Annotated in this window: 12 protein-coding genes, 3 tRNA genes and 1 riboswitch; of the genes, 13 read left to right on the forward strand and 2 right to left on the reverse strand. The window is 60.5% G+C overall.

Annotated features, from left to right (window positions below; translation table 11 throughout):
* The first annotated feature begins 39 nt into the window (after window positions 1–39).
* The 5 genes from astA (at window position 40) to astE (ending at window position 5,338) form a co-directional block, all read left to right on the forward strand.
* Window positions 40–1,065, forward strand: coding sequence for an arginine N-succinyltransferase (gene astA, locus J3P95_RS07020; protein WP_186635891.1), 1,026 nt, complete (start codon window positions 40–42; stop codon window positions 1,063–1,065).
* Window positions 1,062–2,531: a succinylglutamate-semialdehyde dehydrogenase gene (gene astD, locus J3P95_RS07025; protein WP_434563738.1), complete on the forward strand. Its 1,470-nt coding sequence runs from the start codon at window positions 1,062–1,064 to the stop codon at window positions 2,529–2,531. Before astA ends, astD begins: the two co-directional genes overlap by 4 nt.
* An 83-nt stretch (window positions 2,532–2,614) precedes the next feature.
* On the forward strand, window positions 2,615–3,961 hold the full coding sequence (gene astB / locus J3P95_RS07030) for an N-succinylarginine dihydrolase (protein ID WP_434578125.1): 1,347 nt from the start codon (window positions 2,615–2,617) through the stop codon (window positions 3,959–3,961).
* Window positions 3,962–4,030: 69 nt separating this feature from the next.
* Window positions 4,031–4,318, forward strand: coding sequence for a hypothetical protein (locus J3P95_RS07035; RefSeq protein WP_003178862.1), 288 nt, complete (start codon window positions 4,031–4,033; stop codon window positions 4,316–4,318).
* Between the two features lie 12 nt (window positions 4,319–4,330).
* Window positions 4,331–5,338 (forward strand): succinylglutamate desuccinylase, encoded by a 1,008-nt coding sequence (gene astE, locus J3P95_RS07040; protein WP_434578124.1) that lies wholly within the window; start codon window positions 4,331–4,333, stop codon window positions 5,336–5,338.
* Between the two features lie 58 nt (window positions 5,339–5,396).
* On the opposite strand, the gene J3P95_RS07045 is transcribed toward astE, so the two are convergent.
* Window positions 5,397–5,906 carry a 6,7-dimethyl-8-ribityllumazine synthase gene (locus J3P95_RS07045; RefSeq protein WP_434578123.1) on the reverse strand — a complete coding sequence of 170 codons (510 nt, stop codon included), beginning with the start codon at window positions 5,904–5,906 and terminating at the stop codon, window positions 5,397–5,399.
* Between the two features lie 101 nt (window positions 5,907–6,007).
* Window positions 6,008–6,176: riboswitch (FMN riboswitch) on the reverse strand.
* Window positions 6,177–6,319: 143 nt separating this feature from the next.
* Between J3P95_RS07045 and ltaE the strand changes: the two genes are divergently transcribed.
* From ltaE to J3P95_RS07080, 7 genes are all read left to right on the forward strand, one after another.
* Window positions 6,320–7,324 carry a low-specificity L-threonine aldolase gene (ltaE, locus tag J3P95_RS07050; RefSeq protein ID WP_434578122.1) on the forward strand — a complete coding sequence of 335 codons (1,005 nt, stop codon included), beginning with the start codon at window positions 6,320–6,322 and terminating at the stop codon, window positions 7,322–7,324.
* Window positions 7,325–7,470: 146 nt separating this feature from the next.
* On the forward strand, window positions 7,471–10,092 hold the full coding sequence (alaS, locus tag J3P95_RS07055) for an alanine--tRNA ligase (protein WP_434578120.1): 2,622 nt from the start codon (window positions 7,471–7,473) through the stop codon (window positions 10,090–10,092).
* An 85-nt stretch (window positions 10,093–10,177) separates the two neighbouring features.
* Window positions 10,178–11,419, forward strand: a complete 1,242-nt coding sequence (locus tag J3P95_RS07060) for an aspartate kinase (protein WP_434561790.1) — start codon at window positions 10,178–10,180, stop codon at window positions 11,417–11,419.
* Between the two features lie 185 nt (window positions 11,420–11,604).
* Window positions 11,605–11,793 carry a carbon storage regulator CsrA gene (csrA, locus tag J3P95_RS07065; RefSeq protein WP_003178872.1) on the forward strand — a complete coding sequence of 63 codons (189 nt, stop codon included), beginning with the start codon at window positions 11,605–11,607 and terminating at the stop codon, window positions 11,791–11,793.
* A gap of 62 nt (window positions 11,794–11,855) precedes the next feature.
* Window positions 11,856–11,946 (forward strand) — tRNA-Ser (locus J3P95_RS07070).
* Between the two features lie 107 nt (window positions 11,947–12,053).
* A tRNA-Arg gene (locus J3P95_RS07075) sits at window positions 12,054–12,130 on the forward strand.
* Between the two features lie 72 nt (window positions 12,131–12,202).
* Window positions 12,203–12,279: transfer RNA gene (locus J3P95_RS07080), tRNA-Arg, on the forward strand.
* A gap of 40 nt (window positions 12,280–12,319) precedes the next feature.
* Here the strand turns inward: J3P95_RS07080 and J3P95_RS07085 are convergent.
* Complete coding sequence (locus J3P95_RS07085) at window positions 12,320–12,811, reverse strand: cell envelope protein SmpA (protein WP_434581276.1); 492 nt, start codon at window positions 12,809–12,811, stop codon at window positions 12,320–12,322.
* Between the two features lie 323 nt (window positions 12,812–13,134).
* Here J3P95_RS07085 and mgtE point away from each other — a divergent pair, with 323 nt between their 5' ends.
* Window positions 13,135–14,577 (forward strand): magnesium transporter, encoded by a 1,443-nt coding sequence (gene mgtE, locus J3P95_RS07090; protein WP_434578118.1) that lies wholly within the window; start codon window positions 13,135–13,137, stop codon window positions 14,575–14,577.
* The last annotated feature ends 60 nt before the right edge of the window (window positions 14,578–14,637 follow it).

Raw genomic sequence — 14,637 nt, forward strand, 5'->3', positions numbered from 1 at the left:
TTTCGCGGGTGGCGTGAGCGGCCCGTTTGAGGAGATAGCATGATCGTTCGTCCCGTACGCAGCAGCGATTTACCCGCTCTGATCGCCCTGGCCCGCAGCACCGGTACTGGCCTGACCACCTTGCCGGCCAACGAAGAGCGCCTGGCGCATCGGGTCGGCTGGGCCGAGAAGACCTTTCGCGGCGAAGCCGGGCGCGGCGATGCGGACTACCTGTTCGTGCTCGAAGACGATGACGGCCGCGTGGTCGGCATTTCCGCTATCGCCGGTGCCGTGGGCCTGCGTGAGCCCTGGTACAACTTCCGGGTCGGCCTGACGGTCAGCGCTTCCCAGGAACTGAACATCTACCGGGAAATTCCGACGTTGTTCCTGGCCAACGACCTGACCGGCAATTCCGAGCTGTGCTCGCTGTTCCTGCACGCCGACTTCCGCAGTGGCCTCAATGGCCGGATGCTGGCCAAGGCGCGGCTGTTGTTCATCGCCGAATTTCCACAGCTGTTCGGCAACAAGATCATCGCCGAGATGCGCGGCATGTCCGACGATAACGGCCGTTCGCCATTCTGGGAAAGCCTGGGTCGGCATTTCTTCAAGATGGAATTCAGCCAAGCCGACTACCTGACCGGTGTGGGCAACAAAGCCTTCATCGCCGAGCTGATGCCCAAGTTCCCGCTGTACACCTGCTTCCTGTCCGAAGATGCCCGGGCCGTGATTGGCCAGGTTCATCCTGACACGGAGCCGGCGCTGTCGATGCTCAAGAGCGAGGGCTTCAGCTACCAGGGTTACGTCGACATCTTCGATGCCGGCCCGGCCGTGGAATGCGAGACCGGCAAGATCCGCGCGATTAAAGACAGCCAGGCGTTGGTGCTGGCCATCGGCACGCCGGGCGATGACGCCACGCCGTTTCTCATTCATAACCGCAAGCGTGAAGACTGCCGCATCACCGCAGCACCGGCGCGCTTCGCCGCAGGCACACTGGTGGTCGATCCGCTGACCGCCAAACGTCTTCAACTCAACGCCGGCGATCAAGTGCGTGCCGTGGCGTTGTCTGCCGCTCGGGAGTCGAAATAATGAAATCGCTGTACATCGCTGGAAGTTGGCTGGAAGGCCAGGGCGACGTCTTTGAGTCGTTGAACCCGGTGACGCAGCAGGTGCTGTGGTCTGGCAAAGGCGCCACGGCTGCGCAGGTGGAGTCCGCTGTGCAGGCGGCGCGCCAGGCGTTCCCGGACTGGGCGCGGCGCTCGCTGGATGAGCGCATCCAGGTACTGGAAGCGTTTGCCGGCAACCTGAAGACTCATGCTGACGAATTGGCCCGTTGCATCGGTGAGGAAACCGGCAAGCCGCTATGGGAATCGGCCACCGAAGTCACCAGCATGATCAACAAGGTGGCGATTTCGGTGCAGAGCTACCGCGAGCGGACCGGCGAGAAGAGCGGCCCGCTGGGCGACGCCACCGCCGTGCTGCGCCACAAGCCCCACGGTGTGGTGGCGGTGTTCGGCCCCTACAACTTTCCCGGCCATTTGCCCAACGGCCACATCGTGCCCGCGCTGCTGGCAGGCAACTGCGTGTTGTTCAAGCCCAGCGAGCTGACGCCGAAAGTCGCCGAGCTGACGGTCAAATGCTGGGTCGAGGCCGGCCTGCCCGCGGGCGTGCTGAACCTGCTGCAAGGCGCGCGGGAAACCGGTATCGCCCTGGCGGCGGATCCGGGGATCGACGGGCTGTTCTTCACCGGATCCAGTCGCACCGGCAATTTGCTGCATCAACAGTTTTCCGGTCGGCCGGACAAGATCCTGGCGCTGGAGATGGGCGGTAACAACCCGCTGGTGGTGGATGAGGTGGCCGACGTCGATGCGGCGGTCTACACCATCATCCAATCGGCCTTCATTTCCGCCGGCCAGCGCTGCACGTGCGCACGCCGTCTGCTGGTGCCGGAAGGGGCGTGGGGCGATGCCTTGCTCGAGCGCCTGGTGCAAGTCAGTTCGACCATCGAGGTGGGCGCCTTCGACCAGCAGCCGGCGCCGTTCATGGGCTCGGTGGTGTCCTTGGGCGCGGCGAAAGCGCTGATGGATGCACAGAATCATTTGCTGGGCAAGGGCGCGCTGCCGTTGCTGGCCATGACCCAGCCGCAGCCACAGGCTGCGTTGCTGACCCCGGGGATTCTCGATGTGACTGCCGTGGCCGAGCGCCCTGACGAGGAGCTGTTCGGGCCGCTGTTGCAAGTCATCCGCTACCAGGATTTCGCAGCAGCGATCAGCGAGGCCAACAATACTCAATATGGCTTGGCCGCCGGCTTGCTGTCGGATTCGCAAGCGCGCTACGAACAGTTCTGGCTGCAAAGCCGTGCCGGTATCGTCAACTGGAACAAGCAGCTGACCGGTGCCGCCAGCAGTGCGCCATTCGGCGGTGTCGGCGCCTCGGGCAACCATCGCGCCAGTGCTTATTACGCGGCGGATTATTGCGCGTATCCGGTGGCCTCCCTGGAGACCCCAAGCCTTGCCATGCCGGCTGCCCTGACCCCCGGCCTGCGGATGGTGTAAATCTGTCGCGAGCTTGCTCGCGATAGCTACGCCATCGTTGCTATTGATGCCTATAAAAAACAGATTCTCGTGGAGCCTCGCTGATGAAATCCTATGAAGTCAACTTTGACGGTCTAGTGGGGCCGACCCACAACTATGGCGGGCTCTCCTACGGCAACGTCGCGTCCCAGAGCAACAGCCAGCAATCCTCCAACCCCAAGGAAGCGGCGTTGCAAGGCCTGGCGAAAATGAAAGCGTTGATGGAAATGGGTTTCCAGCAAGGCGTGCTGGCGCCCCAGGAGCGTCCGGACGTGGCGGCCCTGCGCCGGTTGGGTTTTGCCGGCAGCGATGCCCAAGTCATCCAACAGGCGGCGAAAGAAGCGATGCCGCTGCTGGTTGCCAGTTGCTCGGCGTCGAGCATGTGGGTCGCCAACGCCGCCACCGTCAGCCCGAGCGCCGACACTGCCGATGGCCGTGTGCATTTCACCGCCGCCAACCTGAACTGCAAATACCACCGCAGCATTGAGCATCCGACCACCAGCCGTGTGCTGGGGGCGATGTTCGCCGACCCGCAGCACTTCGCCCATCACGCGGCATTGCCGGCGGTGGCGCAGTTCGGCGACGAAGGCGCGGCCAACCACACGCGTTTCTGCCGTGCATACGGCGAGGCCGGCGTCGAATTCTTCGTGTTCGGTCGCAGCGCTTTCGACAGCCGTTACCCATCGCCGCAGAAGTACCCGGCACGCCAGACCCTCGAGGCGTCCCAGGCCGTTGCCCGCCTGCACGGTCTGAGGGAAGAGGGCGTGGTCTATGCGCAGCAGAACCCGGCGGTGATCGACCAGGGCGTTTTCCACAATGACGTCATCGCGGTCGGTAATGGTGAAGTGTTGTTCTATCACGAGGACGCGTTCCTCGAGACCGACAAGATGCTGGCCGAACTGAGCAGCAAACTTGCCAAGGTCGGTGGGAAATTTCAGCCAGTGTGCGTACCGCGTTCGGCGGTCACGGTCGATGATGCGGTACGTTCCTACCTGTTCAATAGCCAACTGCTGTCGCGTCCCGACGGCTCGATGCTGCTGATCGTGCCGGAAGAATGCCGCGGCAATGAACGCGTCTGGCAATACCTGCAAGGCCTGACGGGTTCTGGCGGGGTGATTCGCGAAGTGAAGGTCTTCGACCTCAAGCAGAGCATGCAGAACGGTGGCGGCCCGGCGTGCCTGAGGTTGCGCGTTGCGCTTAACGAGACCGAACTGGCGGCTGTGAATCCAGGGGTTATCATGACCGCGCCGCTGTATGGGTCGTTGACCCAATGGGTCGAGCGCCACTACCGCGACCGCATGAGCGAAAATGACCTGGCGGACCCGCAATTGCTGCTTGAATGCCGGTCGGCACTGGATGAACTGACACAAATCCTTAAACTTGGCTCGGTTTATCCTTTCCAGATCAATTGAAAGCGCGCGCGACCTGACTACAGTCAAAGCAGGGCGCGTTGCCTTATCCCCAGACGAGAATGTAAAGACATGAGCGATACCCTGCAGCTGATCCTTGAAGACACCGACGGCACGCAACTGGAAACTTCCTGCACTCGCGTCGCAGTGATGTGGCAAGGCAAGGAACTGTGGATCCAGCAGGACGGCCGCGGCCAGTTGCTGATCGGCGTCGACGTCGAGGAAGGGGACGAGGAGTACGCCAACCTGTTGCTGCGTCCATTGGCAACCAACCTGGTCAGCCTGCAACTGGAAATGGAACCGGCCGACGTCGGCGACGATGACCATGTCCATGGCCCGGATTGCGGCCACGACCATTAAGGAACCCTCGCTATGCTCGCCCTCGGCAAACTGCTTGAACTGACGCTGGCCGGCCGTGAACCGGCGGAGAAGACTCAACTGACTGTCGAAGGCGTACGGATGCGCTGGTTGAGCGAGGGCGCGCTGGAGGTCAAGCCGCCCCAAGCCCGGGATAACGGCCTGGACCTGCTGCTGTCGGCCGGAATCCATGGCAACGAAACCGCGCCGATCGAATTGCTCGACCGCCTGCTGCATGACATTGCCCGTGGCGACCTGAAGCCGCGGGCGCGCATTTTGTTCCTGTTCGGCAACCCCGAGGCGATCCGTCGCGGAGAACGTTTCGTCGAGCAGGACGTCAACCGGCTGTTCAATGGTCGCCACGAATTGAGCGGCGGCCCCGAAGCGTTGCGAGCGTGTGAACTTGAACGGCTGGCCGCGAGTTTCTTCAGCGTGCCGGACCGCAGTCGTCTGCACTACGATTTGCACACCGCCATTCGTGGCTCGAAGATCGAGCAGTTCGCCCTGTATCCCTGGAAGGAAGGCCGTCCGCATTCACGTCGCGAACTGGCGCGCCTGCGCGCGGCGGGCATGGAGGCGGTATTGCTGCAGAACAAGCCGTCCATCGTGTTCAGCGCCTACACCTACGATCAGCTCGGTGCCGAGTCTTTCACCCTGGAACTGGGCAAGGCCCGGCCATTCGGGCAGAACAACGGGGTTAACGTCAGCTTGTTGGAAACCCGCCTGCAACAGATCATCGAAGGCAACGAGCCGGAGCTGGATGAAGGGCTCGATGGCTTGCAACTGTTCAGCGTCGCCCGGGAAATCATCAAGCACAGCGATAGCTTCCGCCTGAACTTGCCGGCGGACATCGAGAATTTTTCCGAGCTTGAAAAAGGTTATGTGCTGGCCGAGGACATCGCCCAGACTCGTTGGGTGATCGAAGAGGAGGGTGCCCGGATCATCTTCCCGAACCCCAAGGTCAAGAATGGCTTGCGCGCCGGGATTCTGATAGTGCCGGCGACGGACGAAAACCTGGCCTGAGGCCAGCGTCAACTCGATCGCGGGAGCGAGCAAGTCCGCCCCCACGATTGAATCGGCTTCAGACTGCCAGGGCGCGCTGCTCACTGCGGCGCAATGCCCGGGTCTTGTGCAGCGTATCGGCGCAGGTCTTCGCTGCTTCCTGGCCCTTGTGCACGAAATGCTCGAAAAAGAACTTCTGGTGTTCTTCCCCGGCATGGAAGTGGTGCGGCGTGAGCACGACCGAGAACACCGGCACTTCGGTTTCCAATTGGACCTGCATCAGGCCGCTGATCACCGATTGGGCGACGAATTCGTGGCGGTAGATCCCGCCATCCACCACCAAGCCTGCAGCAACGATGCCGGCGTACCGGCCGGATTTTGCCAGCAGCTTGGCGTGCAGCGGAATTTCAAAGGCGCCGCCAACCTCGAAGAAGTCGATGTCGCTTTCCTGATAACCCTGGTTGATCATCTCGGCGACGAAGCCTTTACGGCTCTGGTCGACGATTTCCTTGTGCCAGCAGGCCTGGATGAACGCGACGCGCTCGCCCGGATGGGTTTTGGTTTTACTGTCGATTGCAGTGGGTTGCATGTTCTGGTTCCTGTTTGTGTGAAAAACAGGGCGTCATGAATCGAAGGGGATTCGAGGGTACGCCGCGCACAAGACAGTCGCAGGCGGCCCTTGGGTGTCAATCCCGTTCTCTCTTCATCCGGACTATGACCGTCGGCCCCGGGATCGCACCGGGTCTGCTGACCTTGTCACTGCACCGCAAGAAAGTGGTGAGTGCCAAGCGCTCGCGGGCTATGGGCATTGCGCGCAATTACCGCCGGTGGGGAGTTGCACCCCGCCCTGAGAACGTTTTTGTCGCCGTGGTTGGTGGCGGCGGAGGATTTTTAACACATATTTCGGTGCAACGCATGGGCAACTGGCTTGATTATTCGTCACCATGCCCGCAGTAATTGTCATCCGAAAGGGAATTCCCATCTGAACCCGAGGCCAGATTCATGAGCGTTATCGACCTTCGCAGCGACACGGTGACTCAACCTTCCGCCGGCATGCTCGATGCCATGGCCAATGCGCCAACGGGCGACGACGTCTACGGTGAAGACCCGACCGTCAATCGCCTCGAAGCCGAACTCGCCGAGCGCCTTGGCTTCGCGGCGGCGTTGTTCGTGCCGACCGGCACCATGAGCAACCTGCTGGGGTTGATGGCTCATTGTGAGCGCGGCGATGAATACATCGTCGGCCAACAGGCCCATACCTATAAATATGAAGGCGGCGGTGCGGCGGTGCTCGGCTCGATCCAGCCCCAGCCTCTCGAAGTCCAGGCCGACGGCTCGCTGGACCTGGCGCAAGTGGCTGCGGCGATCAAACCCGATGACTTCCACTTCGCCCGCACCCGCCTGCTGGCCCTGGAAAACACCATGCAGGGCAAGGTCCTGCCCCTGGAATACCTGGCCCGGGCCCGGCGTTTCACCGAGGAACACGGCTTGGCGCTGCACTTGGACGGCGCGCGGCTGTACAACGCCGCGGTCAAGCTGAACGTCGACGCGCGCGAGATAACCCAGCATTTCGATTCGGTGTCGGTGTGCCTGTCCAAGGGCCTCGGTGCTCCGGTGGGCTCGGTGCTGTGTGGCAGCGTCGAGCTGATCGGCAAGGCGCGGCGGCTGCGCAAGATGGTCGGTGGCGGCATGCGTCAGGCCGGGATCCTCGCGGCGGCGGGGCTGTATGCCTTGGAAAATAACGTCCAGCGCCTGGCCGACGATCACACCAATGCCCAGCGGCTTGCCGAGGGCTTGCGTGCGGCCGGTTACGACGTCGAGCCAGTACAGACCAACATGGTCTACGTGCGGATGGGCGAGCGGGCCGAGGCGATCAAGGCCTACGCCGCTGAGCTAGGCATCCAGCTCAGTGCCGCGCCCCGTCTGCGCATGGTGACCCATATGGATATCAGCACCGCGCAAATCGGCCAAGTCATCGACACTTTCGTCGAATTTTCCCGCAACTGATCCTTTCAGCGGTCCAATTGACGGTTTCTATCGCATAAACACGCTGTACCCCACGCAAAGGGCCGATATAATGCGGCCCTTTGCCGTTGCTTCGTCTGTTGACGTTTTGCACAGGCCTTTGGCCGCAGCCTCCGTGGAAGAACCTAATGAAAAGCGCAGAAATCCGTGAAGCCTTCCTTCGCTTCTTCGAAGAGCAAGGCCACACCCGAGTAGCCTCCAGCTCTTTAATTCCGGGCAACGACCCGACCCTGCTGTTCACTAACGCGGGGATGAACCAGTTCAAGGACTGCTTCCTGGGCCAGGAAAAACGTGCCTACACCCGTGCGGTGAGCAGCCAGAAGTGCGTACGCGCCGGCGGCAAGCACAACGACCTGGAAAACGTCGGCTACACCGCTCGTCACCACACCTTCTTCGAAATGCTGGGTAACTTCAGCTTCGGCGACTATTTCAAGCGCGACGCCATCACCTTCGCCTGGACCTTCCTGACCTCCGACAAGTGGCTGAACCTGCCCAAGGAGAAGCTCTGGGTAACGGTCTACGCGACGGATGACGAAGCCTATGACATCTGGACCAAAGAGGTCGGCGTCCCGGCTGAACGCATGGTGCGCATCGGCGACAACAAAGGCGCGCCTTACGCTTCCGACAACTTCTGGACCATGGGCGATACTGGTCCATGCGGCCCTTGCACCGAGATTTTCTACGATCATGGCGCCGACATCTGGGGTGGCCCACCGGGCTCGCCGGAAGAAGACGGCGACCGCTACATCGAGATCTGGAACAACGTGTTCATGCAGTTCAACCGCACCGCCGACGGCGTGTTGCATCCGCTGCCGGCGCCGTCGGTGGACACCGGCATGGGCCTGGAGCGGATCAGTGCGGTGTTGCAGCACGTTCATTCCAACTACGAGATCGACCTGTTCCAGAGCCTGCTCACCGCTTCGGCCAAGGCCATCGGTTGCTCCAATGACAACCAGGCCTCGCTGAAAGTGGTGGCCGACCATATCCGTTCCTGCGGCTTCCTGATCGCCGACGGCGTGCTGCCTTCCAACGAAGGTCGCGGCTATGTGCTGCGCCGGATCATTCGTCGCGCCTGCCGTCACGGCAACAAGCTGGGCGCCAAGGGCAGCTTCTTCTACCAGATCGTCGCGGCACTGGTGGCCGAGATGGGCGAGGCGTTCCCGGAACTCAAGTCCCAGCAGGCGCACATCGAGCGCGTGCTCAAGGGCGAAGAAGAGCAGTTTGCCAAGACTCTGGAGCAGGGCCTGAAGATCCTCGAGCAGGACCTGGCCGACCTCAAGGGCAACGTGGTCCCGGGCGATGTCGTGTTCAAGCTGTACGACACCTATGGCTTCCCGATGGACCTGACCGGCGACATCGCCCGCGAACGCAACCTGACCCTCGACGAGGAAGGTTTCGAGCGCGAGATGCAAGCCCAGCGCGTGCGTGCGCGTTCCGCCAGTTCCTTCGGCATGGACTACAACAGTCTGGTCAAGGTTGACGTGGCGACCGAGTTCACCGGTTACGCCGCGACCACCGGCTCGGCCAAGATTGTCGCGATCTACAAGGACGGGCAGTCGGTCGACATCCTGAGCGAAGGCCAGGAAGGCGTGATCGTGCTGGACAAGACGCCGTTCTACGCCGAGTCCGGTGGCCAGATCGGCGACAGCGGCTACTTGCAGGCGGGCAATTCGCGTTTCGACGTGCGTGACACCACCAAGACCGGCGGCGCGTTCCTGCACCACGGCGTGCTGGCCTCCGGCAGCCTGATGATCGCCGCCCCCGTGGCCGCTCATGTCGATGCCGAAGTTCGTCACGCGACATCGTTGAACCACTCCGCCACGCACTTGCTGCACGCAGCGTTGCGCCAAGTGCTGGGTGAACATGTCCAGCAGAAGGGCTCGTTGGTGGACAGCCAGCGCCTGCGTTTCGACTTCGGTCACTTCGAAGCGATCAAGCCGGAGCAACTCAAGGCGCTGGAAGACATCGTCAATGCCGAGATCCGCAAGAACTCCCCGGTAGAAACCGAGGAAACCGACATCGAGACCGCCAAGCGCAAGGGCGCGATGGCGCTGTTCGGCGAGAAGTACGGCGACAACGTGCGCGTGCTGAGCATGGGTGATTTCTCGGTGGAGCTGTGCGGCGGCATCCACGCCAATCGTACCGGCGACATCGGCCTGCTGAAAATCGTCAGCGAAGGCGGCGTGGCCTCCGGTGTGCGGCGTATCGAGGCGGTCACTGGCGCTGCGGCGCTGGCGTACCTCAATGCGGCGGAAGAACAACTCAAGGAAGCGGCGAGCCTGATCAAGGGCAGCCGTGACAACTTGATCGACAAGCTCTCGGCTGTGCTGGAGCGCAACCGCCTGCTGGAAAAGCAACTCGAGCAGTTGCAAGCCAAGGCTGCCAGCGCCGCGGGCGACGATCTGTCGGCCCAGGCCGTGGACGTCAAGGGCGTGAAGGTGCTGGCCGTGCGTCTCGATGGCCAGGACGGCAAGGCGCTGCTGGCGCTGGTCGATCAATTGAAAAACAAACTCGGCCGCGCAGTGATCCTGCTCGGCGGTGTCCATGAGGAAAAGGTCGTTCTCGTCGCAGGCGTGACCAAAGACCTGACTGGCCAACTCAAAGCCGGTGATTTGATGAAGCAGGCCGCTGCGGCAGTGGGCGGGAAGGGCGGTGGTCGTCCGGACATGGCGCAAGGCGGCGGTACCGACGCCAGCGCCCTGGACGCGGCGCTGGCCCAGACCGTTGCATTTGTAGAGCAGGGTATTTAAGGCAGCGCTCCGGGCTCGCCAAGCGTGGGCCCGACCGCTGTTGATTGATTATTGGGCGCCCTTCATGGGCAGAGGCGGCTTTGAAATGGCTTTGATCGTACAGAAATTTGGAGGCACCTCGGTCGGCACCGTCGAGAGAATCGAACAAGTCGCCGACAAGGTTAAGAAATTCCGTGACGCGGGCGATGACCTGGTGGTCGTGCTGTCGGCAATGAGCGGCGAGACCAACCGTCTGATCGATCTGGCCAAGCAAATCAGTGGCGACCAGCAACCGGTCCCCCGCGAGCTGGACGTGATCGTGTCCACTGGCGAGCAGGTGACCATTGCCTTGCTGGCCATGGCCCTGATCAAGCGTGGCGTGCCGGCGGTTTCGTACACCGGCAACCAGGTTCGTATCCTGACGGACAGTGCGCACAACAAAGCGCGTATCCTGCAGATCGACGACCAGAAAATTCGTGGTGACCTGAAGGCCGGTCGCGTTGTGGTTGTCGCCGGTTTCCAGGGCGTAGACGAGCACGGCAACATCACTACCTTGGGCCGTGGCGGTTCCGATACCACCGGCGTGGCGCTGGCAGCAGCCCTCAAGGCTGACGAGTGCCAGATCTACACCGATGTGGATGGCGTCTACACCACCGATCCGCGGGTCGTGCCCGTGGCTCAGCGCCTGGACAAGATTACCTTCGAAGAGATGCTGGAAATGGCCAGCCTCGGTTCCAAGGTATTGCAGATCCGCGCGGTCGAATTCGCCGGCAAGTACAACGTTCCGCTGCGCGTTCTGCACAGCTTCAAAGAGGGTCCGGGCACCCTCATTACTATTGATGAAGAGGAATCCATGGAACAGCCGATCATTTCCGGCATCGCTTTCAACCGCGATGAAGCCAAGCTGACCATCCGTGGTGTGCCAGACACTCCCGGCGTGGCCTTCAAGATTCTCGGCCCGATCAGTGCCGCCAACATCGAAGTGGACATGATCGTGCAGAATGTCGCGCACGATAACACCACCGACTTCACCTTCACCGTGCACCGCAACGACTACCAGGCCGCTGAAACCGTGCTGAAAAAGACGGCTGTCGAGATCGGCGCCCGGGAAGTGGTGGGCGACACCAAGATCGCCAAGGTCTCGATCGTCGGTGTCGGCATGCGTTCCCACGCAGGCGTGGCCAGCCGCATGTTCGAGTCCCTGGCCAAGGAAAGCATCAACATCCAGATGATCTCCACCTCGGAAATCAAGGTGTCCGTGGTGATCGAAGAGAAGTACCTGGAGCTGGCCGTGCGCGCCCTGCACACGGCTTTTGAACTCGATGCTGCTGCCCGACAGGGCGAGTAAAGCATTGTCCTGAGGGCGCGGCATTGACCGCGCCCTTTGTTTTTCTGAATGGCGTGCCCCAAAACTGTTCTTTTGCGCGCGCTAGTCAATACTAGGCCTGTAGGCTGCGACCGTTTCGGTTGTAGGTCCCATGCCTTTTTTTTGCAGACTGTTGTCCCTGAACTGAATTGCGTGAGGAGAAAGGTATGCTGATTCTGACTCGTCGGTGCGCAGAAAGCCTGATTATTGGCGATGGCGAAATCACCGTGACCGTGCTCGGCGTCAAAGGAAACCAAGTACGTATCGGCGTCAACGCCCCGAAAGAGGTTGCTGTCCACCGGGAGGAAATTTACCTGCGTATCAAGAAAGAGAAGGACGACGAACCAAGCCATTAATTTTTATCGATTTTTATGTTTGCAAACGGGGATGAAGGTGGTTAATATACGCCCCGTGTTGCGGAGAGCTGGCCGAGTGGCCGAAGGCGCTCCCCTGCTAAGGGAGTACACCTCAAAAGGGTGTCGGGGGTTCGAATCCCCCGTTCTCCGCCATTATTCGTTTAGTGCGCTGTAGTCTGGCTTGATCGGTAAGTGATTGAAATTACTGAAAAAAGCGCTTTACAAAAAGATTCGGCGACCTATAATGCGCGGCAACAAATGCACTCGTAGCTCAGCTGGATAGAGTACTCGGCTACGAACCGAGCGGTCACAGGTTCGAATCCTGTCGAGTGCACCATTTAAGAGTTGCTTGCAGCGATGCAAATAACTTGGCTTCAACCAGTTGTGATCTGGTATAAAACCACAATCTGCACTCGTAGCTCAGCTGGATAGAGTACTCGGCTACGAACCGAGCGGTCACAGGTTCGAATCCTGTCGAGTGCACCAAACACCAAAAAGCCCGCATTCAATGCGGGCTTTTTGCTGTCTACGATTTGCCTTTTATACATCCTTTCTCATCGAATACGATTTCTGCACTGCGGCCTTTCTTCGCTTTGTAGATATACCGCGTAGTCGAATTCCGAACCTTGATCGTGTCGGGTTTACCCAGCGCGTTGATCACATCGTGCTGGTTCATGCCGGCGATGATGCGTTGGTTGATGATGGCTTCGCGGCGCTGGCCGGCGTTGATCAGATTTGCGCAGTTGTCTTCGAACTGGCCGACAATGGTCGGTTCCTTGCGCCTGGTTTTGTTGCTGGATGTTTGGCGGGGTTCCGCTTCGGGCAGCATCGGCTCGGCGTGGCTCGGCGTGAACGAATGAATCTGCTGCAGCGACAGGGTCTCGCCTGTTTCGCAACTCAAACTCGTAAACGTAACCTGCCCAGCGACGTTTTCGCAGCGGTGCACGGTTAGCCCGTTAGCCCATAAAGGCAGGCAGGGCAGGGCGGCGAGCAAAAACAGACAGTGACTTGGCGACATCATCCTGGCGTCCTCCTTGACGTAGAAATGAAAGGGTAGCCGCTGGGTTTTTGCCCCGGCGTGTGTTTTCTTTTCAAGATAAGTCGTCGTAAATGCAGAGGTTCAGCCTGTCTCCAGGTTTGTCTCGCAAGCGCTTGTTCTTGCCATGATTTTTTAACGTTTTACAGCGTCAAGCGGTGTATGATTGCGCCCGTCAGCCCCGCCGGGGCTTTGGAATATCTTCATGGACTTACCCAGTAGTTACTCAATATCCCGTTTTGCCAATCATGAATTGACTGATTGATCCTTCCGGCGTGTTCCACTGCTGGGAGTGGAGTTCGCCTATGACCGAAGTAGAAGTAAAAAAAACGCAGGAAAGCCTTCAGGATCGCCTCGCTCAAGTCGTTGAGCTGCTGCATCGCCAGCGGGTCGTCGAAGACCTGACGCATCGCCAGGAAGGCCCTCACTCCGACCGGGTCGGGAACCTGGTCCACCGGCAGAATCTCGTCGAGTTGCAGCGCAAGCTCGATGACCTGCACTCGGCCGACGTCGCCTACATCCTTGAAGCCTTGCCACTGGAAGAGCGTCTGACGGTCTGGCAACTGGTCCAGGCTGATCGCGACGGTGACATCCTGCTCGAAGTGTCCGACTCGGTCCGTGAGACCCTGATCGCCGACATGGATGATCACGAGCTGCTGGCCGCCGCCAAGGAGATGGACGCCGACGAACTCGCCGACCTTGCCCCCGAACTGCCGCGCGACGTTGTCCATGAGCTGATGGAAGCCCTCGATGGCCAGCAGCGTGAGCGTGTGCGCTCGGCGTTGTCCTACGACGAGGAGCAGGTCGGTGCGCTGATGGACTTCGAGATGGTGACCATCCGCGAAGACGTCAGCCTTGAGGTGGTCTTGCGCTACCTGCGTCGCCTGAAGGAGCTGCCGGGGCATACCGATAAACTCTTCGTAGTCGATTACGACGGCGTGCTCAAGGGCGTGCTGCCCATCAAGCGCTTGCTCGTCAATGATCCAGAGAAGCAAGTGGCCGAGGTCATGGCCAGCGATCCGGTGAGTTTTCACCCGGACGAAAATGGCTACGATGCCGCCCAGGCGTTCGAGCGTTATGACTTGATTTCCGCGCCGGTGGTGGACAAGAACGGCAAGCTGATCGGCCGTCTTACCATCGACGAAATGGTTGACCTGATCCGTGAGGAAAGCGAAAGCGAAGTCCTCAGCATGGCCGGTCTGCGCGAAGAAGAAGATATTTTCGCCTCGGTCTGGAAGTCCCTGCGTAACCGTTGGGCCTGGCTGGCGGTCAATTTGATTACGGCTTTTGTCGCTTCCCGCGTCATCGGCCTGTTCGAAGGCTCCATCGAGAAGCTGGTGGCGCTCGCGGCGTTGATGCCGATCGTTGCCGGCATCGGCGGTAATTCCGGCAACCAGACCATTACCATGATCGTTCGCGCCATGGCGCTGGATCAGGTCAGCACCGGCAATACCTCACGATTGATGCGCAAGGAATTGGCAGTGTCCTTGATCAACGGCGTGATCTGGGGTGGGGTGATTGGCGTGGTGGCGTATCTGCTATATGGCAGCTGGTCGCTAGGTGTAGTCATGACTGCCGCGATGACGCTCAACCTGCTGTTGGCCGCGCTGATGGGTGTATTGATCCCGATGACCTTGGCCCGTCTGGGGCGCGACCCGGCAATGGGGGCCAGTGTGATGATTACCGCCGTGACGGACAGTGGCGGTTTCTTTATCTTCCTGGGCTTGGCGACGATTTTCCTGCTCTAAGTCGCTCATCAAAAACCCGCCTGATTGGCGGGTTTTTTATTGGGTGATGATTCGCAGCGG

The sequence above is a fragment of the Pseudomonas sp. Z5-35 genome (genome assembly GCF_051131945.1).
GTDB lineage: Bacteria > Pseudomonadota > Gammaproteobacteria > Pseudomonadales > Pseudomonadaceae > Aquipseudomonas > Aquipseudomonas marvdashtae.